Source organism: Brevibacterium sp. FME37 (genome assembly GCF_014897485.1).
Taxonomy (GTDB): Bacteria; Actinomycetota; Actinomycetes; order Actinomycetales; family Brevibacteriaceae; genus Brevibacterium.
Window position 1 is genome coordinate 79,794 of record NZ_JABUYE010000012.1, and the last position, 19,925, is coordinate 99,718.

20 protein-coding genes are annotated in these 19,925 nt (G+C 61.6%); 16 read left to right on the forward strand and 4 right to left on the reverse strand.

The window, feature by feature from the left end; translation table 11 throughout:
* The first annotated feature begins 57 nt into the window (after positions 1-57).
* The 13 genes from INT29_RS14120 (at position 58) to INT29_RS14180 (ending at position 12,751) form a co-directional block, all read left to right on the forward strand.
* Entirely contained in the window at positions 58-744 is a 687-nt protein-coding gene (locus INT29_RS14120; protein WP_193072008.1) for a DUF2975 domain-containing protein, read from the forward strand.
* The gene (locus INT29_RS14125; RefSeq protein ID WP_193072009.1) at positions 744-977 is read left to right on the forward strand and encodes a helix-turn-helix domain-containing protein; all 234 of its coding nucleotides are present in this window, start codon (positions 744-746) and stop codon (positions 975-977) included. Before INT29_RS14120 ends, INT29_RS14125 begins: the two co-directional genes overlap by 1 nt.
* A gap of 268 nt (positions 978-1,245) precedes the next feature.
* The gene (locus INT29_RS14130) at positions 1,246-2,574 is read left to right on the forward strand and encodes an aspartate kinase (protein WP_101570747.1); all 1,329 of its coding nucleotides are present in this window, start codon (positions 1,246-1,248) and stop codon (positions 2,572-2,574) included.
* Entirely contained in the window at positions 2,571-3,623 is a 1,053-nt protein-coding gene (locus INT29_RS14135) for an aspartate-semialdehyde dehydrogenase (RefSeq protein WP_193072010.1), read from the forward strand. The genes INT29_RS14130 and INT29_RS14135 overlap by 4 nt, the downstream gene beginning before the upstream one ends.
* Positions 3,624-3,892: 269 nt before the next feature.
* Positions 3,893-4,921, forward strand: a complete 1,029-nt coding sequence (locus tag INT29_RS14140) for a metal ABC transporter solute-binding protein, Zn/Mn family (protein WP_193072011.1) — start codon at positions 3,893-3,895, stop codon at positions 4,919-4,921.
* A gap of 2 nt (positions 4,922-4,923) precedes the next feature.
* Positions 4,924-5,793: a metal ABC transporter ATP-binding protein gene (locus INT29_RS14145; protein ID WP_193072012.1), complete on the forward strand. Its 870-nt coding sequence runs from the start codon at positions 4,924-4,926 to the stop codon at positions 5,791-5,793.
* Positions 5,793-6,704, forward strand: a complete 912-nt coding sequence (locus INT29_RS14150; protein WP_193072013.1) for a metal ABC transporter permease — start codon at positions 5,793-5,795, stop codon at positions 6,702-6,704. Before INT29_RS14145 ends, INT29_RS14150 begins: the two co-directional genes overlap by 1 nt.
* A gap of 53 nt (positions 6,705-6,757) precedes the next feature.
* Positions 6,758-7,714 (forward strand): metallophosphoesterase, encoded by a 957-nt coding sequence (locus tag INT29_RS14155; RefSeq protein WP_101570737.1) that lies wholly within the window; start codon positions 6,758-6,760, stop codon positions 7,712-7,714.
* 55 nt (positions 7,715-7,769) lie between these two features.
* Positions 7,770-10,109, forward strand: coding sequence for a transglycosylase domain-containing protein (locus INT29_RS14160; RefSeq protein ID WP_101570736.1), 2,340 nt, complete (start codon positions 7,770-7,772; stop codon positions 10,107-10,109).
* 243 nt (positions 10,110-10,352) lie between these two features.
* A complete protein-coding gene (locus INT29_RS14165; protein WP_180958932.1) occupies positions 10,353-10,508 on the forward strand; it encodes a hypothetical protein in 156 nt (51 codons plus the stop codon).
* 41 nt (positions 10,509-10,549) lie between these two features.
* Positions 10,550-11,023, forward strand: coding sequence for a RidA family protein (locus INT29_RS14170; protein ID WP_101570734.1), 474 nt, complete (start codon positions 10,550-10,552; stop codon positions 11,021-11,023).
* On the forward strand, positions 11,013-11,990 hold the full coding sequence (locus tag INT29_RS14175; protein ID WP_193072014.1) for a hypothetical protein: 978 nt from the start codon (positions 11,013-11,015) through the stop codon (positions 11,988-11,990). The genes INT29_RS14170 and INT29_RS14175 overlap by 11 nt, the downstream gene beginning before the upstream one ends.
* Complete coding sequence (locus tag INT29_RS14180) at positions 11,987-12,751, forward strand: MBL fold metallo-hydrolase (RefSeq protein WP_193072015.1); 765 nt, start codon at positions 11,987-11,989, stop codon at positions 12,749-12,751. Before INT29_RS14175 ends, INT29_RS14180 begins: the two co-directional genes overlap by 4 nt.
* A gap of 199 nt (positions 12,752-12,950) precedes the next feature.
* Here INT29_RS14180 and INT29_RS20440 read toward each other — a convergent pair whose 3' ends face one another.
* On the reverse strand, positions 12,951-13,085 hold the full coding sequence (locus INT29_RS20440; protein ID WP_257930094.1) for a hypothetical protein: 135 nt from the start codon (positions 13,083-13,085) through the stop codon (positions 12,951-12,953).
* Positions 13,086-13,248: 163 nt separating this feature from the next.
* Positions 13,249-13,926 (reverse strand): Crp/Fnr family transcriptional regulator, encoded by a 678-nt coding sequence (locus INT29_RS14185; RefSeq protein WP_101570727.1) that lies wholly within the window; start codon positions 13,924-13,926, stop codon positions 13,249-13,251.
* A gap of 246 nt (positions 13,927-14,172) precedes the next feature.
* Between INT29_RS14185 and nth the strand changes: the two genes are divergently transcribed.
* The 3 genes from nth (at position 14,173) to INT29_RS14200 (ending at position 17,260) form a co-directional block, all read left to right on the forward strand.
* Positions 14,173-14,913, forward strand: coding sequence for an endonuclease III (gene nth / locus INT29_RS14190; RefSeq protein ID WP_193072016.1), 741 nt, complete (start codon positions 14,173-14,175; stop codon positions 14,911-14,913).
* The gene (locus INT29_RS14195) at positions 14,910-15,692 is read left to right on the forward strand and encodes an NUDIX hydrolase (RefSeq protein ID WP_101570723.1); all 783 of its coding nucleotides are present in this window, start codon (positions 14,910-14,912) and stop codon (positions 15,690-15,692) included. The genes nth and INT29_RS14195 overlap by 4 nt, the downstream gene beginning before the upstream one ends.
* 77 nt (positions 15,693-15,769) lie before the next feature.
* On the forward strand, positions 15,770-17,260 hold the full coding sequence (locus INT29_RS14200) for an HNH endonuclease (protein ID WP_193072017.1): 1,491 nt from the start codon (positions 15,770-15,772) through the stop codon (positions 17,258-17,260).
* Between the two features lie 77 nt (positions 17,261-17,337).
* Here the strand turns inward: INT29_RS14200 and INT29_RS14205 are convergent, their stop codons facing one another.
* Positions 17,338-17,745: a phage holin family protein gene (locus INT29_RS14205; RefSeq protein ID WP_101570719.1), complete on the reverse strand. Its 408-nt coding sequence runs from the start codon at positions 17,743-17,745 to the stop codon at positions 17,338-17,340.
* A 181-nt stretch (positions 17,746-17,926) separates the two neighbouring features.
* Positions 17,927-19,861 (reverse strand): acetate--CoA ligase, encoded by a 1,935-nt coding sequence (gene acs / locus INT29_RS14210; RefSeq protein ID WP_101570717.1) that lies wholly within the window; start codon positions 19,859-19,861, stop codon positions 17,927-17,929.
* Positions 19,862-19,925 lie beyond the last annotated feature (64 nt).

Genomic DNA, 19,925 nt, shown 5'->3' on the forward strand with positions numbered 1-19,925 from the left:
ATTCGGGCCGACGGTTCGGAGGTCCACAGAGGTTTGCCGAAGAGACAAGGCAGGATCATGACACAGGAAAACGGAGGCGACGAACCGCCCGAGGAACCAGACGATACCGTCATCGGAAACCCCAAGGGCGGGATGAAGCGGGGAGACAGCGCTGCCGAGCGGAAGGCCTTGGGGTCGGGTTACGAACTCTGGGTCGGGATGGCGATCAGTTTCTACGTGATCTATGCCGTGACAGAGTTGATTGCCGATCTGGTCCATCGGCAAATCAAGCTGCCGCTCGAATTCGAATCCGAGACTGTGGCGGCACTGGACTTCCCCGGAGCCACTGCAACACTGAGCGGCCTGACTCAGATCACTGCGTCGACGACCGATCTCGCCACCGAGGCGATAGTCTTTCTCCTCGTCGCGAAGATCGGCCTCATTCTCGGACTCCTCGCCGGCGCGATAACGATTGTGCCGGTGATCAGGGATATCGCCAAAGGCGATCCATTTACCACCCGCTCGATTAAGGCGCTGGGGGTTCTCGAATGGTGCATCGCCAGCGGATGGCTGGTGTATTTCATCGCTATGGTTCTCGGTAGCAACCTGGTTTCTCGTGATCTCGATATCGCCAAGGATGTCGGCCCTGGTATATCAACTGTGCAGGCCTTCATTGTGATGGGAATACTCGGCGGACTTGAGCTTCTGCGCCGCTGCTTCAAGTCGGGGCAGAAGGCCCAGGAAGAGCTCGAGGGACTCGTCTGATGGTCGAGGAATTCGAATCGCTGCACGTCGTCTGTCATCTTGACTCACTGCTGACACAGAGAGGGCTCAGCCTCACCGAGTTGTCGAAGCTCGTCGACGTGTCCTTAGCCAACTTATCGGTGCTCAAGAACAACCGCGCCAAAGCCATCAGATACTCCACGCTCATCGCACTGTGCCAAGTGCTGGATTGTCAGCCTGGCGACCTTTTCACCGTCAACGTCAGACCCGAATGAGACGAGCAGGCTGCATCATCGGCGCCCACCCGAGATCGCCGAAAGCGCGGGGATTTCGGCTGATCCGCCACGTGAATCTTGAGGACCTGAGCGGTGTCTGAATGATGGGCGAAGGTGAAGTGAAGCGGCTGACCTCATACAATGGTCGAGGTGCCGGAGAGCCGACACGGCTGAAATCCTGATCGATGCAAGCACGAGGCAACCATGTTTGGAATCATGGAATCGATCGCCCGGCACGGAACTTATCAGCGATAAGGAAGAGACTGCAGTGAGCATAGTCGTCCAGAAGTTTGGCGGGTCCTCGGTAGCCGATGCGGAATCGGTGAAGCGGGTGGCCAAGCGAATTGTCGAGAACCGTCAGGCCGGTCACGAAGTTGTTGTCGTGGTGTCGGCCATGGGAGACAGCACCGACGATCTCATCGACTTGGCCCAACAGGTCTCTCCGATGCCCCCAGCCCGTGAACTCGACATGCTGCTCACTGCAGGTGAGCGCATCTCCATGGCAGTACTGGCCATGGCGATTGCCAACCTCGGCGAGGAAGCACAGTCATTCACCGGTTCGCAGGCCGGTGTGATCACCGATGAGCAGTTCGGCAAAGCGCGCATCATCGACGTCACGCCAGGTCGCATCCGCTCGGCACTCGATCAGGGATATGTCGCCATCGTGGCCGGGTTCCAGGGGGTCAGCCAGACAGCGAAGAACATCACCACACTGGGACGCGGCGGATCGGATACAACTGCGGTTGCCCTTGCGGCGGCATTGGGTGCCGACGTGTGTGAGATCTACACCGACGTCGACGGTGTCTTCACCGCCGACCCCCGCATCGTGCCGAGCGCACACAAGATCGATGAGATCGGTTACGAGGAGATGATGGAGATGGCGGCCTCGGGCGCCAAGGTCCTCATGCTACGGTGCGTCGAATACGCCCGCCGCTACAACGTGCCGGTGCACGTGCGGTCCTCATTCTCACGAAATCAAGGCACCTGGGTGACCGACTCACCCATTCCTGAAGCCTTCCGGCCGGCAAAGGGATCGAAGGCCCCGGCACCAGCGGTATCAGAAACGGAGTCCAACATGGAACAGGCAATCATTTCCGGAGTCGCCCATGATCGCTCGGAAGCCAAGGTCACGATCGTCGGCGTTCCCGACGTTCCCGGCAAGGCCGCCGAGATCTTCACCACCATGGCCACCACGGAGATCAACATCGACATGATCGTCCAGAACATCTCCACGCGCGAGCCCGGCAAGACGGACATCTCCTTCACCCTGCCGATGGATGACGGCGCCAAGGCGCTCGAAGCCCTGGACGCGGTGAAGGCCTCGATCGGCTTCGACCAGGTGCGCTACGACGACCAGATCGGCAAGCTCTCCGTCGTCGGTGCGGGCATGCGCTCTCACCCCGGCGTGACCGCCATCCTGTTCGAGGCCCTGAGCAACGCCCAGGTCAACATCGACATGATCTCCACTTCGGAGATCCGCATCAGCGTCGTCACACGAGCAGACATCCTCGACGACGCCGTCCGTGCCGCGCATGCCGCGTACGGACTCGACAGTGAAGACGACGAAGCAGTGGTTTACGGAGGTACCGGACGATGAGCGTTAATATCGGAGTTATCGGAGCAACAGGCCAGGTAGGCGGCGTCATGCTTGACCTGCTGGCAGACAATCCTGGATTCGAGATCAACAGCCTGAGGCTCTTCGCCTCGGCGAGGTCAGCGGGCAAGGTCATCGAGTTCAACGGTGAGAAGATCACCGTCGAAGATGCCGCCGAGGCGGACCCCAGCGGGCTCGACATCGCATTGTTCTCCGCCGGTGGAGCCACATCCCGTGCCCAGGCGGAGCGATTCGCGGCAGTGGGCGCCATCGTCGTCGATAACTCTTCGGCCTGGCGCTCGGACCCTGACGTTCCCTTGGTCGTCAGCGAGGTCAACCCGGAGGCCCTCGACACACTACCCAAGGGCATCATCGCCAACCCGAACTGCACCACGATGGCCGCAATGCCGGTCCTCAAGGCGCTCGATTCCGTCGCTGGCCTCCAGCGACTCATCGTCAGCACCTACCAGGCAGTGTCCGGTTCAGGCGTGAGCGGAGTCGAGGAACTTGCCGGTCAGCTCGAGGCCGGCGTCGCCGACTCCCGCAAGCTAGCTCGCGACGGCAGTGCCGTGAACCTGCCTGCCCCGGACAACTACGTCGAACCAATCGCGTTCAACGTTCTGCCCATGGCCGGGTCCATTGTTGATGACGGTGAACTTGAGACCGACGAAGAGAAGAAGCTGCGCAACGAGAGCCGCAAGATCCTGGGCAAGCCCGATCTCCTCGTGGCAGGAACCTGCGTGCGCGTTCCCGTGTTCACAGGACACAGCCTGAGCATCCACGCGGAGTTCGACTCCGAGATCACCCCTGCCCAGGCCACGGAAGTGCTCACCGAGGCGCCCGGGGTCGAGCTTGATGATGTGCCCACACCGCTGAAGGCGGCAGGCAAGGATTCAAGCTTCGTGGGCCGTATCCGCGCCGACCAGTCTGCCCCGGCAGGCAAGGGTCTCGTCCTGTTCGTTGCCAACGACAACCTGCGCAAGGGTGCTGCTCTGAACACGGTTCAGATCGCGGCGCTGCTGGCGAAGAAGGTCGAGTCACAGGCGGCCTGAGCTCTGAGCTGAAACGAACCGCCCGGGAGCCGATGCTCCCGGGCGGTTCGACGTTGCGCGGCCCGGTGCGCAGCTGGCGATCAACGCGGAGTCGGAATTCATCGTCGCCGGCGACGATCTTTTCGAGATCGGCGTTGATCGACCCCCGACAGCGGTACACATAAACAAGTTGCTATATATAAATATTTATATTAGTGGTGAGCCTTCGGGCTGAGTAATGTGAACGTCGTTGACATACCGATCTTCGCTCACTCTCTGAAAGGCACTTCATGCGCTCTTCCCTACTCGGCATCATGTCCGGGGCTATCGCTCTGAGCACTGTTGCCGCACTGAGCGGGTGCGGAGGGCAGGCCTCTGGGTCCACAGAGCTCTCGGTCGTCGCCTCAACCAACGTCTACGCCGACATCGTGTCCCAGGTGGCGGGCGACTTCGCGAAGGTGAGTGCAGTCATCGACGATCCTAATCAGGATCCGCACTCCTATGAGGCGACGACACATGACCGGCTGATGTTGTCGAAGTCCGATCTGGTCGTCCAGAACGGCGGCGGCTATGACTCGTTCATGACCACGATGCTTGAAGCATCCGACGTCGAGGTCGACACCATCGACACAGTCTCGATCTCCGGACTGCCCGGTTCTGAAGGTGTCGGCAACGAATCGCATGAGCACGGTGATGAGGAAGCCAGCGGTGGCGGCCACGTCCATGATCATGGCGAAGAAGAAGGCCACGATCATGGCGACGAAGGCCACGATCACGCACACGGGGAGTTCAACGAACATCTCTGGTATTCGGTCCCCACGATGACGAAGCTGGTTGACGAGGTCGCGACCCACCTCGGCGAGGCGGATCCCGAACACAAGGATGACTTCGCAGCCAACGCAGACGACTACACGAAGACGCTGGAGAAACTGCAGTCACAGATCGATGACGCTCGGGACCAGCATGAGGGTGATGAGGTTGCGACCACTGAGCCCGTGCCGCTGTGGCTGTTTGCGGACATGGGACTGAAGAACATCACCTCCGATGAGTTCCTCGAAGCCGTGGAGGAGGGCAATGATGTGCCGCCGCTGGTTCTGAAGAAGGCCGAGGAACAGATCTCATCTGGTGACGCGTTGCTGCTTGGGTACAATACTCAGGCGGCAGGTCCACAGGCAGAGCAGCTGAAATCCACGGCTGAGGAATCCGATGTTCCGGTCGTCGACCTCGGTGAGACGATGCCGGCCGGTGCGCATTATGCGGCTTGGATGGGCGACTACATCACCGAAATCTCCACTGCGCTCGAAGGACATGAACACTGAGAATGGCCCTTGATCACGACGTTTCTCCCCAGCGAACCGCAGGTGCCGAGCACCCACCGGTGATCCGACTGCGCGATGCCGAGCTGCGGTTCGGAGAGCGTGTGCTCTGGCACGACCTCGACCTCGATGTCTCACCGGGGGAGTTCGTAGCGGTGTTGGGCCCGAACGGGACAGGAAAGACCTCGCTTCTCAAGGTGCTGCTGGGCCAGCATGCGCTGTCCACCGGCTCGGCCGAGGTCAACGGCAGGCACGTCCACGCGGGAAACTCGGCCATCGGCTACATTCCCCAGCAGCGCGGAATCGATCCGCACACCCCGATGCGCGGTCGCGATCTGGTCCGGATGGGCATCGACGGCCACCGCTGGGGGCCAGGTCGGTTCTTGAAGCGACGTCGCCAACAGGTCGATGAACTTCTTGAGTCAGTCGGTGCCTGCGATTATGCAGACGCTCCGGCCGGGACGCTTTCCGGCGGTGAGCTGCAGCGCCTGCGCGTGGCTCAAGCCCTGGCCAACGACCCTTCAGTGCTGCTGTGCGACGAACCCTTGCTGTCCTTAGATATCCATCATCAGAAGGTTGTGGCCAGCCTGCTCCATGAGCAGCGACTCAAACGCAACACTGCCGTCGTCTTCGTCACCCACGAGATCAATCCGATACTGCCCTACGTCGACCGGGTGCTCTACATCGTCGGCGGCCACTTCCTCGTCGGCACTCCCGCCGAGGTGATGACCACCAAATCGCTGACCCGGCTCTATGGTTCCCCGGTCGAGGTGGTCCGCGTGGGCGGGCGACTCATCGTCGTCGGCGGCGAAGCCGAATGCGTTGACCACCACATCCACGAGGATGAGATGAGCACGGAACGAGGTGCGATCTGATGACGGCTCAGGAGATCTTCGGCAGTCTGTTCACCTTCGAGGACTACAGCGAATTGGTGGCGCTGCTGTCCAACTCGCTCATCGCAGCCGGACTGCTCGGCGTCGTTGGGGGTCTCATCAGCGTCTTCGTGATGGCCCGCGACATTCCCTTCGCCGTCCACGGAGTCTCCGAACTCTCATTCGCCGGTGCCGCGTTCGCTCTTCTTATCGGTTTCGACGTGGTGGGCGGATCCATCATCGGCTCGATCATCGCCGCGCTCATCATCGGCGTGGGAGGGGCCAAAGCATCAGAGAAGAACGCCATCATCGGTGTGCTCATGCCCTTCGGCTTGGGCCTCGCGATCTTGTTCCTCGCTCTCTACGATGGCCGTGCCGCCAGCAAATTCGGGCTGCTGACCGGCCAGATCGTGGCAATCACGCCGGGCCAGATCATGACTCTCGTCGTGTGTTCGCTGATCGTGCTCCTCGTCCTCGTTGTGATCTGGCGGCCCCTCATGTTCGCCAGCCTCGACCCCGAGGTGGCACGTGCCAAAGGTGTGCCGGTGTCCGGGCTGACGATCGTGTTCATGCTTGTCCTCGGCCTGGCCGTGGCGTTGAGCGTGCAGGTCGTGGGCGTCCTTCTGGTGCTGGCTCTGCTCATCACTCCGGCCGCGGCGGCCACCCAGCTCTCGGCATCCCCGGTGTGGGTTCCGGTGCTCAGCGTCATCTTCGCCGTCTCGTCCTCCGTCGGTGGAATCCTCATCGCACTCGGCTCTCCGGTCGTGCCGATCAGCCCGTTCGTCACCACGATCTCCTTCCTCATCTACGTCGTCTGCCGTCTCGTTGGGCAGCGCCGGATGAAGCATCTGCATCGTCGCCGCACGGCGCGTGCCGCCGATGAGCATGAGAAGCCGGTGGCGTTCCCCAGTTGAGCCCGGTCCCAACTGGGCGAGTGCAGACCCTGAGTCCGACTAGAGTTGGACGAATGAAGAAGCGTGCACTATTCGCCGGAGCCCTCGCGATCCCCGCGGCGGCCGGCATCTGGGGTGCGGTCATCGAACCGCACCTCTTCGCCATCCGACGCCACACCCTGCCGATCCTGCCTGCCGGGGCAGAGCGCATCAAGATGCTGCACGTCTCTGATCTGCATCTGGCCCCCTGGCAGAAACACCGGGCCGCCTGGGTCAAGGCGCTGACACGCCTGGAGCCAGATATCGTCGTCAACACCGGGGACAACCTCTCTGCCGATATCGTGCCGGACGTCCTCGACGTCTTCGACGGACTCCTCGATGTTCCCGGCGTCTTCGTCCTCGGGTCCAACGACTTCTTCTCACCCACGGCCAAGAATCCAGCCAAGTACCTGCGCTCACCCTCTGAGGTGAAACACCGCGTCGAGCCCGATCTTGATGTCAAAGCGCTTATCCGCGGGTTCGAAGGCAGTGACACGCCCGCTGCGTCCCGGGGATGGCACTTCCTCGACAACGCCGAGGCGACCATGAATATCCGTGGGACCCGAATAGATTTCTGCGGGTTGGGTGACGCCCACATCGACCGCGACAGGATCCGGGTCAGCCCCGAGGAGGGGTTCAGCGACGACGTCGCCGCAAATGGCGAGAGTCTTGCGTCTCCGCGGTTTGCCGCCGAGGCGGGCGTGAAGGTGGGCGTGACCCATGCGCCGTATTCGCGCACATTGGAGGCGTTCGCCTCGGCGGGGGCCGACCTCATCATGACCGGGCACACTCACGGGGGACAGATCCGAGTGCCGTTCTGGGGTGCACCGGTAACGAACTGCGACCTCGATCGGACACGCGCGAGAGGTCTGTTTCCCTACCGGAAATCTCTCGTCGAAATATCCGCAGGATTGGGATTCTCGCCCTTCTCACCGGTGCGTTTCGCCTGCCGTCCCGAGGTCAGCCTCCTGACCTTGGTTCCCAGAGCCTGACGTTCTCAACGATTTTTGAGAATTTGCACAACTCATATTAGTTAAACTGGTTGGCATGGTGTCTCCTGAGTCAAATCCGAATCCGACCAAGGCCGGTGCGTTCCTCCAGTTCGTCGCAGTGAGTGCGGTGGCAGGAATCGTCGCAGCTGGTCTTGCCATCCCCGGAGTCGGTGTAGCTACTGCCAGCGCAAACAGTGCCGTCGAGATCTTCAACTCTCTTCCCGCGACCCTGGAGGTAGAGGATCTGGGGGAGAAATCGACGATGCTTGCCTCCGACGGGTCGGAGATTGCGGAGTTCTACTGGCAGAACCGCGTCGAGGTGCCCCTCGACAAGATCTCGAAGAACATGCAGAACGCCACGATCGCGGTCGAAGACTATCGGTACTTCGAACACGGCGGTGTCGATATCGAGGGCATCGCCCGTGCAGCGGTGCACAATATGGTGTCCTCGACGACGCAGGGCGGTTCAACGCTGACTCAGCAGTATGTGAAGAACGTGCTGGCAGAGAACGCCCATGCCAAAGAGAACAAAGAGGGCGTGTCTGCGGCCAAGGAGTCAGAGGGCACGGCCGGCTACGCACGTAAGCTGCGTGAGGCCAAGCTCGCTGTTGCAGTTGAGAAGAAGTATGAGAAGAAGGACATTCTCAATCGCTACATGAACATTAACAACTACTCCGGTTCACCTAACGCGTATGGAGTCCAGGCGGCGGCCCACAAATACTGGGGCATCGACGCGAAGGACCTGAATATTCAGCAGTCTGCGATGCTCGCCGGCATTGTGCAGAACCCTTCGGCCTTCAACCCGCAGCGGTTCCCTGACCAGGTGCTCAAACGCCGCAATACGGTGCTGGGACAGATGCTCAAATACAAGCACATCACTCAGAAGGAATACGACAAGGCGGTCAAGACCGACCTCGACCTCGACATCCACAAGACTCCCAACGGCTGTTCGGCGGCGAAGAACAACGCGGCATTCTTCTGCGACTACGTTGAAAACGTCATCAAGAACGACGACACCTTCGGCAAGACCGTTGAAGAACGCCTCGCCTTCCTGCAGCGCGGCGGACTGACGATCAAGACCAGCCTCAATCCTGACATTCAGAAGATCGCGGACAAGCAGATCAAGAGCCGTGTCCCCGTGGGCGATCCGTCCGGTGCCGGACATGCTCTGGTGACGATTGAACCGGGCACGGGCGAAGTCATCGCCATGGCCGAGAACCGCGAATACACGGTCGGTGATGTCAAAAAGAAGGATAAGAACAAGAAGACGTCCATCAACTACACCGTCGACCGGAAGCACAACGGCGGGGGCGGTTTCCAGGTCGGTTCGACGTGGAAGCCCTTCGTGCTGGCCACGTGGCTGAAATCCGGCAAGGGCCTCAACACCACAGTCAACGCCACGAAGCGTAACTTCCCAGCGAGTTCATGGAAGTACGATGGCTGCCCGAACATGGGCGGTGACTGGGACCCGAATAACGCTGGGGACGGTGAGGGCAAGGGCTCGATGACCGCGCTGGAAGCCACGAAGCACTCCGTGAATACCGGCTACGCAGCAATGGGCAACCAGCTCAACATGTGCAAGATCATGGACACAGCCATGGACCTGGGCATTCGCTACGGCAGCGGCGAGAAACTCGATTTCAAGAACAAGCAGGGATTTATTCAGGCGCTGTCACCGTCGTCGATCCTGGGTACAACAGAGACCACCCCGATCGCCATGGCAGCGGCATTCGCCGCTTTCGCCAACGAGGGTGAGTTCTGCGGTCCGAAGCCGATCACTTCGATCAAGGACCGTAACGGCAAGAGCATCGATGTGCCCGGTGAAGGCTGCAAGCGAGTCCTCGATAAGGAGGTCGCCAAGGGCGTTGCCTACGCTCTGACGCAGACGTTCAACGGAGGCACCACAAGTCAGCTGAAGATCGGCGTTCCGGCGGGAGCCAAGACTGGTACTACGAACTTCGATGTCGGACACACCTGGCTGCTTGGCTTCACCAAGACACTGTCGACCGCCGTGTGGACCGGTGACCCCGTGGGCACTCGCGACTGGCGGACTAACGGTCAGGGTGCGGTCCGCGGCTTCGTCTACGGTGCCACGATCTCCGGTAAGACCTGGCAGGCATATATGAGCCAGGCTGTGAAGGAGACCAAGGGCAACACCGGTTTCCCCAAGCCGAGCGGTAAGTACATGGGCGGTGGAGGCTCCGGCGGCGGAGGTGGCACCGGCGGCGGTGGCACCGGCAGCCAGAACGGTGGCGGCGGCAACGGCGGCGGTGGAACCGGCGGCGGTGGCGGCGGCAGCAACAACGGCGGAGGCGGCACCGGTGGCGGAGGAGACGGCGGTAACGGCGGCGGTGGCGGCGACGAGGACGAAGCACCGGGCCTCGGCGGCAACTGAGTGCCGGGCATCCTGAGAGACAACGGGGTGGGACGATCTTTACGATCGTTCCACCCCGTTCTCGTCACTGTGGGCTTTCACACTGTGGCACGGCTGGCTGTGGGGCTGCGGGTTCTCGGCTAGTGTTGGAAACGACGAAGATCGCCGGTCGCGCTCGTGCAGAACGATCGGCGTTTCGTCCATGCAGACGCTCGCTCCGGTGACGCATCGGGGACGCGGGCACACAGATACTCAAGGAGAATCATGACCAAGTGGGAATACGTCACAGTGCCGCTCATCGTCCATGCGACGAAGCAGATCCTCGACCAGTGGGGCGAAGACGGCTACGAGCTCGTTCAGGTTATTCCGGGTCCCGACAACAACGGGCTCGTGGCCTACCTCAAGCGCCCCAAAGCCTGAGCACCCAACTGACTTGAAACACCCTCATCGAAGGACCTACCATGTCGAAGACCCTAGACCGCATTGCTGAACTCGGTCTCACCCTGCCCGATGTCGCCGCACCCGCCGGCGTCTACGTACCGGCGCTGCGCACCGGCAACTACGTCTACACCTCGGGCCAGCTGCCCGTCGTCGATGGGAAACTTCCCGCGATAGGCCACATCGGCTCGGATGTCGATCTAGAGACCGGGTACGACCTGGCACGGACCGCAGGACTCAACGCTCTCGCAGCGGTTGCCGGCGTCATCGGCGACCTCGACAAGATCGTCCGCATCGTCAAGGTCACCGGGTTCGTGAACTCGGCCGATGACTTCACACAGCAGCCAGCCGTCATCAACGGAGTCTCCGAACTCTACGGTGAGATCTTCGGCGACCGCGGCCAGCACACGCGCAGCGCCGTTGGTGTGAACACTCTTCCTCTCGGCACCCCCGTCGAGGTCGAGGTCGTCGTCGAGGTCGAGGACGATGCCGTTTAACGGACGTACCCTGGCCGTCTCGTCGGAGCTGCGTTGGCTCTTGGACCAATGGCAGTCCGACGGGCGGTTCCCGGTCCCCGAAGCACCACGCCCCGCCTCGGCGATCGTGCTGATCAGGGACTCCCTCGAAGGCTTGGAAACCTTCATCACCCGACAACTTGATGCCAGAGGAGTCGAAGACCGTAACCGCTGGGCCTACCCGGTCAGCAATCTGCGTCTCGGCGACCTGCGCAACCTGCCGCTGGCCGGATGGAACTCGGCTCGCTGCGCACGGACTCTGAGCATCGAGAACAAGTCACGGGCACTGCACCACTTCTCAGCAGCGGCCCGCATCTCGTTCGCCGCAACGGGGGTCCTGCTGGCCGAAGACGTCGACCGTGACATTGTCGCCGCACCCCAGACCGATTGGCGCGGAACACGCTCACGGCTGTTCTCCAGCGAAATCTCCTGGTCTCAGATCCTGCGCGAACGTGATCTCAAGCTGCGTCCGGATCTCTGCAAACCCTGGCTGCGGTGGATCAACACGCCAACTCAGCTGCATCGCTTCGATACCACCTATTTTGTGGCCACAGTGCCCTTCGGCCAGGACATCGACTTCCTCTCTCCGAATGAGACCTCGGGCGGGTGGAAACGGCCAGCAGACATCCTCGCCGAGGCCGGTGGGGACCCCGATAAGATCAGCGCGAGCACACGCATCATCGCCGAAAGCCTGGTCGATGTGCCCAGCGTGGGAGCCGCCATGGCCCAGGTCCGTGACCTGCATCCGCTGCGGCCCGAGGTCACCGATGACGACGGTGAATGGCGAGTCGTCATCCACCCGGGACGCGACCTCTACCGAAAAGGCACTCTGCGTGACTATGCGGTCGCCGTCGGCGATGACGAGAACGACCAGAGTCCAGGGTTCCTATCCCAGAGCGACGATGATAACAATGCCGAAACCGGCGAGGAAGAGACCGAGGAATCATGAGGATCCGCGCGAACAACCCATCCCCGATGACGCTGACGGGCACCAACACCTACGTCATCACCTCAGCCGACGACACTTCGGCAGTACTCATCGATCCGGGCCCCGAGCTGGCTGAGCACCGGGAAAATTTTCTGGCTCAGATCGGTGAGCGGAAGCTCTCAGCCATCATCCTCACCCATCAGCATGCCGACCACTCGGAGATGCTGGGCAGCGTGGAGGCATGGGCACCGGACGTGCCCGTGTACGCAGTCCTTGAGAAGTTCTCCCGCCTGAGCTCTCCTGTAGCCGATGGTGACATGATCGTATTCGGCACTGACACGGCCGATATGATGGAGGTCGTGTCGACGCCGGGGCACACGATAGACAGCATCAGCCTCATCCACGATCACGTGCTCTACAGCGGCGACACAGTGCTGGGGGAGGGGACGACGATCGTCACCCACCCGGAAGGGTCTCTGAGCGACTACCTTGAGTCACTCGACCGGCTGATCCGATTCCACGGTGACGGTGTGTTCGTGAGCATCGAGCCGGCTCATGGCCCCACGATCGAGTCTCCCGCCGAGGTTCTCGCCTACTACCGAAGCCACCGGCTTGAGCGGATCGACCAGGTCAAGGCAGCCCTGGCGCAAGGAGCGAGGACCGCATCTGCGGTCTGCGACATCGTCTACCACGACGTTGATCCCAGCGTCCGTGGGGCAGCCGAGCAGATCGTGCGGGCGCAGCTGAACTACCTCGGCGCGCTCATGCCCGAGGACGGATGAGCGGCGGTCGGACGAAGCGACGGTCAAGACGGCGAATCTGGGCCAGTCCGCGGCTGTATCTCGGGCTCAGCGTGCCTGCCATCGTGCTCACGCTCTTCCACACGTGGGGCCTCGGATACTCGCTGAGCAACCGCGGCAGCCCTGATCAGCCATGGTGTCCCGCCACGCCAGAGGGCATACCTCTCGAGCATGGACTCGGTTATGACACGAGCTTCTTCCCGCCGGGGATCAGGTGCAGCGTCGGTGCCACTGGAACCGAATGGTCGGACGAACGCTTCACTGTGCTGCCCCTCGACTTCACGATCATGTCCGTCGCCGGGATAATCGCAGTCATCAGTGTGATCGTCCTTTTCCGGAGGGCAACAACCTCCCGGCTTCTGACCGACTCATAAAACCTTCTCGCCGACTCTTAAAACAAGGAACTCCCCAGCCATAAAGCTGGGGAGTTCCTTGTCGTGCGACCGCGGCTTGAGATCTCAGCCGCATTCGCGCAGTGATCAGCGGGCGCGGTTGCGCATGCGCTCCATGTCGAGGATGACGACGGAACGAGCCTCGAGGCGAATGAAGCCGCGAGCTGCGAAGTCGGCGAGGGCCTTGTTCACGGTCTCACGTGAGGCGCCGACGAGCTGTGCGAGCTCTTCCTGCGTCAGATCGTGTGCGACGAGGACACCGTCCGGTGCCGGCTTCGAGAAGCGAGACGCGAGGTCCAGCAGAGCCTTGGCAACACGACCGGGGACATCGGAGAACACGAGGTCGCCCACGGTCTCGTTCGTACGGCGCAGACGCTGTGCGAGAGCCTTGAGCAGGTTCATTGCGGCCCGGGGACGCTCATCGAGCCAGGTCGTGAGGTCCTCGTGCTTGAGGCTGAGCAGCTCGGACTGAGAGACAGCGGTGACGGAGGTCGAGCGTGGACCCGGATCGAAGAGGCTGAGCTCACCGATGATCTCGCCCGGCCCGATGACCGAGAGCAGATTTTCGCGGCCGTCGGAGGACTCGCGGCCGATCTTGAGCTTGCCACTGGAGACGATATAAAGTTCGTCACCGGCATCGCCCTCGTGAAAGAGCACGGTTCCCCGACGGAGACTCCGCGGGTTCATGAACTTCATCAAAGCGCTCGTCGATTCATCGTCCAAACCTGCGAAGAGCGTTGCGCCCCGCACAACTTCAATATCCACTGTGTCCTCCTTGTCGTGGTAATCACAGATAAATCTACCTGGTCAACGGTGCTGATACCAGCAAAGGCGCGGGAGTTTGCGGCATTAGTGCAAAACAAGGGGTTTTGGTTGCGTTTCTTCCGCCCTCGCCGAGGTGGGCCACGGTTGCGTGCGAACGTTCCCGTTCGCCGGGTCAGTGTAGGGCCACCTCGGCGATGTGAGGCACGCAACTGCGGAAATCCGGGGCACGGATTAGGATGGTGAGTCGTGTTGACGGTGGCAGAGAAGAGCGCGCGGAAGTTCGCCAAGGAAACCCCATTGGGCAAGACCCGACGGGCCAGGAAGATTCATCGCATCCTCGCGGAGGTGTACCCGAATGCGAAATGCGAGCTCGACTTCGAGACCCCGTTCCAACTCCTCATCGCCACGGTCCTTTCCGCGCAGACCACAGACATCAGGGTCAATGCGGTGACACCGGGACTGTTCTCTGTCTTCCCTGATGCGCACAGCCTCGCGGTGGCCAACCTCATCGAGGTCGAGGAGCTCATCCACTCGACCGGCTTCTACCGGGCGAAGTCCCGCAACATCGTCAAACTCGCCAACGAACTCGTCGACACCTACGACGGCGAGGTTCCGAACTCCTTGGACAAGCTGGTCAAGCTTGCCGGTGTCGGACGAAAGACCGCGAATGTGGTGCTCGGCAACGCGTTCGACACCCCCGGCCTGACCGTGGACACGCACATGGGGCGATTGGCACGCAGGCTCGGCTGGACCGACGAAACTGATGCGGTCAAGGCCGAACACGACATCGCGGCATTGTTCCCGAAGAAAGAACTGACCCTGCTCTCCCACCGCGTCATCTTCCACGGACGGCGCATCTGCCACTCGCGCAGACCCGCCTGCGGAGTCTGCCCACTGATGGCTTTGTGTCCCTCGTTCGGGACCGGGGAACTGGAGCCGGAGAAGGCGCGCGCGATGCTCCGATTCGAAATGGCGCCTGAAGCATGAGCGCCGAAGCGTATGAGCATTCGCAGGTGGGACAGAGTTTGACCGGGCAGGGAACCTCTGGGCAAGGGATGAGCGGGCATGACTCCGTCGCACACGATCAGACGCTGCGAACCCAACTGGAACACCTGGCTGCCTCGAATGGTTCACCCGAATGGCTGCGACTCGCTCAGGCTCCCGACGACGGTTCGGTGCATGATGCCGCCGTCCTCATGCTCTTCGGCAGGGGAGGGCAACCGCGCACAGACGCCGGCCGAGCCGAGTCATCACGCTTGGCTGACTTCGGCGTCGACGATGTCGATATCGTCTTGCTCCAGCGGGCCAGCACGCTTCGCAACCATCCCGGGCAGGTGGCTTTTCCCGGTGGCGGGCGGGACCCGGAAGACGACTCCTTGGCCGCTGCGGCACTGCGTGAGGCGCAGGAGGAAGCTGGGATTGTGCCCTCGACGGTCGAGGTGCTCGGGCAGATGGACTCGCTCTACATTCCCGTCAGCAAGTTCCAGGTCACCCCTGTCATCGGGTACTGGGCGCAGCCGGGGGCGGTGCGAGTGATGGACAAGTCAGAGTCGTATTCCGTCTACCGAATCTCTGCCGCTGACCTGGTGGCACCGGCCAATCGGGGCACGTTCTCCCGGCCGGATCTGAAGCTCACCACTCCGGCCTTCGACGTCGGAGTGCTCAAGGTGTGGGGCTTCACAGCGGGCATCCTCGACTTCGCTCTCGATCACCTCGGCTGGGCGACGGACTGGGACCGCGACGTCCATATCGATATCGACTTCTGAGGCCGGTGCTTCCTTCGTTTCGGCGGTGAGGGCTCGCGGCAAATGTCGTGTCATTGGCGAGTACTAGCCTGTTTGGTATGGAAGCAGAGACGGTTCCCGACGTCACCACCGAGATCCACCGGTGGCATGAGGTGCTGTCGAATCTGCCTCCGGCCCTCAGCGAGGTTGAGGCGATCGCTCGGATCACTGCACTCGAGGAACTGACGTCTGCCGCGACCGCTGCCCAAGCCAGGGAAACCCTGACCTTCGACATGCACCGACGCAACAGCGAAGCCGAAGACGGAGTGCCAAGCAGAATGCAGGGCAAGAGTGTCGGCGCAGAGATCGCACTCGCCCGCAAAGTCTCCCGAGCCCGAGGCAGCACGCTGCTGAAATTCTCGCGCTCCCTGCTCATCGATCTGCCCCAGACTTATTCGGCGCTGAAATCCGGCCGCACATCCGAAGAGAAGGCTCGTGCCGTTGCGAAGGAAACCGATGGGCTTCCCCGGGACAAACGTCGACAGATCGACGAGCGGATGGCCGATCGCCTCGCCGAGGTGGGAGTCGGGCGGTTGGGCAACGAAGTCCGGGCTCTGGCACAGCAGGTCGACCAGAAGGCCGCCGTTGAGCACCTTGAGAAATGCACTGAGGAACGGGCAGTCTCGGTTCGTCCGGCCCCAGGCAACATGGCCTATCTCAGTGCACTGCTGCCCATGCTCCAGGCCGTGGCCGTGTACACAAACCTGAAGAAGTCGGCGGCCTCCCTGATTGGGACGGGAGATGCAGGCCAACGCTCACAGTCCCAGGTGATAGCGGACCTGCTCGTCGAGCGGACAACTGGCCAGGAGTGTGCCGCCGCGGTTCCGACCGAGATCCATCTTGTGATGAATGATGACAGCTTGGTGTGCGCCGGCGAGGAGCCGGCCTGGCTTCCGGGTTTCGGCCCCGTACCCGCTGGAGCCGCCCGGAAGTTCGTGGCAGGGAACGAAGCGGCCGTCTTCCTGCGCAGGCTCTATGCACGCCCCGACGACGGCCAGCTGGTGCGCATGGATTCCCGGCGTAGGGAGTTCCCCGGGCTGCTGCGACGCATGATCGTCATTCGTGACGACGTCTGCCGCTCACCGTGGTGCGATGCACAGATCAAGCACGCCGACCATGCCAGAGCCTTCGCCGCCGGCGGCGATACGGATTGGGACAACGCCTCGGGCCTGTGCGCCGCCTGTAACTTCGTCAAGGAACTCAACGGTCGGAAGCACTTAGCGACTCCCGAGAAGCTGATTGTGAAGACCCCGACGGGCAACCGCTACGAGACCCGGACCAAACCCATCGACTCCCGCGCCGGCAAGTCCTCTGCAGTCGACAGTGAGGTTGAGGCAGCCGAGAGCAAACCTGGTGAGGTTGAGGCAGCCGAGGGTGAGTTCGACGTGACGAAGCGACGACGTCGCCCGGAAACCAGCCGGGCCCACGGCCCGCCGAAAAAACGAAGACAGCCACATGACAAGCCACGATCACGTCGCGAGAGCAGCCCGGTCGAATTCCTGTTCGGCGAAAAGATCTGCGCGTACATCATCACAATGCCTGCCGAGTGAATGCACTCGGTGGCGCCGGGCCGAGCCCGACGCCACCGAGTGTGGAGCTGTTCTGCTGTGCTTTGTTGCGAGATCTGTCAGTAACGCGGACCTGAAGGGTTCTTCAGTGCGCGCTTGACCGAGGCGAACAACGACTTGGCCGAATCGATCGCTGTGCCCGGAACCGGGTTGCCCTTCTTGAACAGCGGCAGGGCAATCAGAACGAGGATGATGGCGAGCACCGCGAGGATGCCGAAGACAATGAGGAAGCTTCCCCACCACGGCCAACCCAGGCCCTCGTGGAATGCGGCGGCCCCGGCGAAAATCACCATGAACGATGACAAGAACAAGAAAAACAGGGCCACGACAGCAAGTGCCGATCCAATGCCCAAGTTCTTCGCCCCGGCTGTGGCTTCAGCCTTGGCCAGCGCAATTTCTTCCTCGGCGATCGCTTTGGAATCGTCGCCGATGCCTTTGATCAGTTCGCTGATCGACCTCTCAGCCATGAGTGCTCCTATCGACAAAAACTTGGACAATCTTTCTTAAGAGTAGTCTGAACGCGCCCGGTGACCAAAGAAATACGGGCAGTAAAACGAGAAAAACCCGCCAGATGAATCCGGAACGGCTCTTTGCGAGCATCCGTTCTCACCGGCGGGTTTGCCTCAGTGTCGCCTTAATGCAGCAGGATCAGTCCTTCGACACAGATTCTTCGATCAGGTCCATGACCGAGGAGTCGGCCAGGGTCGAGGAGTCTCCCACCTTGCGGTGTTCGGCGACGTCTTTGAGCAGGCGGCGCATGATCTTGCCGGAGCGTGTCTTCGGCAGTTCGGACACGATATGAACCTTTTTCGGCTTCGCGATCGGCCCGATGTCCTTGCCGACATGCTTCCGCAGCGTCTCGGACGTTTCCGGAGAGTCCTCGACATCGTTGCCCACGATGACGAACGCGACGACGGCCTGACCGGACGTATCGTCGGCAGCTCCGACCACAGCTGCCTCGGCGACATAGGGGTGAGCAACCAAGGAGGACTCGATCTCAGTAGTCGACAGACGGTGCCCCGACACGTTCATCACGTCATCGACACGCCCGAGGAACCAGATGTCACCATCTTCATCGCGCCTGGCACCATCCCCTGCGAAATAGGTGTCCTCGAAGCGTGACCAATAGGTCTCTTTGAAGCGCTCGGGATCTTTCCAGATACCGCGCAGCATGGACGGCCACGGCTGACGAATGACGAGCAGCCCGCCCTCTGGGCCGGCGGGGCTGTTGCCCTCATCGTCGACGACATCGACGGAGACGCCGGGAATGGGACGCTGCGAGGATCCTGGCTTCGTCGACATCACACCGGGAAGCGGAGCGATCATATGCGCGCCGGTCTCCGTCTGCCACCAGGTGTCGACGATGGGGCAATTCTCACCGCCGACGACGCGGTGGTACCAGCGCCAGGCTTCCGGGTTGATCGGTTCGCCGACGCTGCCGAGCAGGCGAAGGCTGGAGAGATCGTACTTGGCTGGGATCTCCTCGCCCCATTTCATGAACGTGCGGATCGCCGTCGGTGCGGCATAGAGGATCGTTGCCTTGTACTTCTCGATGATCTCCCACCAGCGGCCCTGGTGAGGAGTGTCGGGTGTGCCTTCGTAGACAATCTGCGTGACGCCAGCGGCCAACGGACCGTAGGTGACGTAGGAATGTCCGGTGACCCAGCCGACGTCGGCCGTGCACCAGAAGACATCGGATTCGGGCTTGATGTCGAAGACGGCCTTCATGGAGTAGAGCACCTGAGTGAGGTATCCGCCTGAAGTGTGCAGAATGCCTTTCGGCTTACCTGTCGTTCCCGAGGTGTAGAGAATGAACAGCGGGTTCTCGGAATCGAAGAACTCGCATTCGTGTTCAGGACTCATGGTTTCCATGGTCTCGTCCCACCACTGATCCCGGCCGTCGACCATTTCGACGTCCTGACCGGTGCGGCGGACCACGAGAACGGTTTCGACGGGAGTGTCTCCGTGCGACATAGCTTCGTCGACGGCGGGTTTGAGGCTGGTGGCCTTGGTGCGGCGGTAGCTGCCGTCCGCGGTGATGACCACGCGTGCCTCGGCATCGATGATGCGTGAGCGCAGCGCGTCGGCAGAGAAGCCGCCGAAGACAACAGAATGGGCTGCGCCGAGGCGGGCGCAGGCGAGCATTGAGATCATCGCTTCAGGGATCATGGGCAGGTAGATTGCCACGCGATCTCCGGCTTTGACCCCGAGGTCGGTGAGGGCGTTGGCCGCTTTGGACACTTCGGCGAGCAGTTCTGCGTAGGTGAAGGAACGGGAGTCGCCGGGTTCCCCCTCGAAGTTGATGGCAACGCGATCGCCGTTGCCCGCGATGACGTGGCGGTCGAGGCAGTTGTAGGCCACGTTGAGTTTGCCGCCGATGAACCACTTGGCGAATGGAGGGTCAGTCCAGTCGAGCACTTCGCCGAAGTCTTCGTTCCAGTCAACGAGGTCACGAGACTGCTCGGCCCAGAAGCTCAGGTAATCGGCATCGGCACGTTCGTATTCGTCGGCCTTGACATTGGCGGCAGCAACGAACTCTTCAGATGGGGCAAAGGTTTCGGATTCTGCTGTGCTGTCGGTCATTTTTCCCTCCGGCTTCATTGATGGATCGAAAATTCTAGTTGCACTGTATACCCGAGAAGGGCCC